The 1,696-nt window shown below is 61.3% G+C and carries 1 protein-coding gene; it reads left to right on the top strand.

Going from position 1 to position 1,696, the window contains the following annotated elements; genetic code table 11:
- Positions 1–89 precede the first annotated feature (89 nt).
- Entirely contained in the window at positions 90–1,637 is a 1,548-nt protein-coding gene (locus AC2FEE_RS25555) for a trimethylamine methyltransferase family protein (protein ID WP_496868220.1), read from the top strand.
- Positions 1,638–1,696 lie beyond the last annotated feature (59 nt).

Below are 1,696 nucleotides of genomic sequence, written 5' to 3'. Positions count from 1 at the left end.
TGTCGTTTTCTGCAATCAGATATCGCAATCAGTGAGGTTTGAGTTTGGCGAATCCTTCAGTTTTGGCGACAAGATTGGAGACATGCCCTATGACCACGCGTACAGCTTCGCGCTCTGGTGGACGCGCCGCGCGTCGTGCCAAGCGCACTGCGCCAAATTTTCAGATGCTGCCCGGCCTGACCCGCAACATCCCCGAATGCGAGGTGATGGATGGCAGCCAGGTTGAACGCATCGACAGCGCCGCCATGGATATACTGGAGAATATCGGCGTTCAGTTTCGCGATCCCATCGCGCTGGAGGACTGGAAGAAAGCCGGGGCCAAGGTGGATGGAGAGCTGGTCTATCTGGACCGCAACATGGTGCGCGAGCTGATCTCGACCATCCCGGCGCAGTTCACCTATCACGCCCGCAACCCGGCCAATAACGTCAAGCTGGGCGGCAAGCACTCGGTCTTCGTGCCGATGACCGGCGCACCGTTCCTGCGCGATCTGGATGATGTGCGCCGCAATCCGTTGCTGGAAGATCTGGCGATGTTCCACAAGCTCAGCCACATGATGCCGGCGCTGCACAGCTCGGCCCACCATATTGTCGAGCCCTACGATCACCCGATCAGCCAGCGGCATCTGCGCATCACCTATTCGTCGATGAAATACTCGGACAAGATGTTCATGGGCATGACCACCTCGCCCAGGAATGCCGAGGATGTGATGGATATGTGCGACATCCTGTTCGGCGAAGGCTTCATCGACGACCATCCGGTGACCACCGGCAACTGTAACGGTAACAGCCCGCTGGTCTGGGATGAGACCATGCTGGGCGCGATGCGCGCCTTCTGCCGCCGCAACCAGCCGGTGCTGTGCTCACCCTTCGTTCTGGGGGGTGCGAACACGCCCGCGTCGGTGCCCGCAACCGTGGCACAGCTGACCGCCGAGGCGCTGTCGGCGCTGGCTTACACGCAGGTGATCCGCAAAGGCGCACCGGCGATCTGGGGGCACTATCTGTCGACGGTGTCGATGAAGTCGGGCGCGCCGATGGCGGGGACGCCCGAGATCAGCCTGATGAATTTCATGATCGGCCAGATGGCGCGGTTCTATGACGTGCCGTGGCGAACCTCTAACACGCTGGGCGGGGCCAAGACCTTTGACGCGCAGGCGGGGTATGAATCGGCGACCACGCTGGGCGCGGTTGTTCATGCGGGCGCCAACTATATCTGGCACTCGGCCGGCTGGAACGAGGCGGGCATGCACTGCTCGGTCGCCAAGTTCATCGTCGATGCCGAGCAATGCGCCATGGCCTATCGCATGGCCGAGGGGCCGAAATGGAGCGACTTCGATCAGGCGCTGGCGGCGGTTCCGGATGTGGGTCCCGGCGGTCACTACCTGGGCCACCCGCACACGCAGGAGAACTTTCAGACTGCGTTCTTCATGCCGGAATTGTTCGACAACAACTCGATTGAGCAATGGCAGGCGGAAGGCAGCGTCGAAATTACGGAACGTGCACTGAAACATGCGCGCAAGCTGCTGGCCGAATATCAAGAGCCGAAACTGGACGAGGCCAGGAACGAGGCGCTGCTGGACTACATCGCCCGGCGCGAACGCGAAATCCCGGCCGCCGATGAACTGAACCAGAGCTACTGACCTCTTAACACACTCCCCGACTGGCCCGCCGTGTCAGGCGGGCCGTTTTTGTCGCCAAA

This window comes from Ruegeria sp. YTSC199 (assembly GCF_059609725.1).
This window is presented reverse-complemented; position numbering and strand designations above follow the sequence as displayed.

Bases quoted from the DNA above. Each gene is read 5' to 3' on its own strand.
- AC2FEE_RS25555 (WP_496868220.1), top strand. From the start codon at position 90: ATGACCACGCGTACAGCTTCGCGCTCTGGTGGACGCGCCGCGCGTCGT.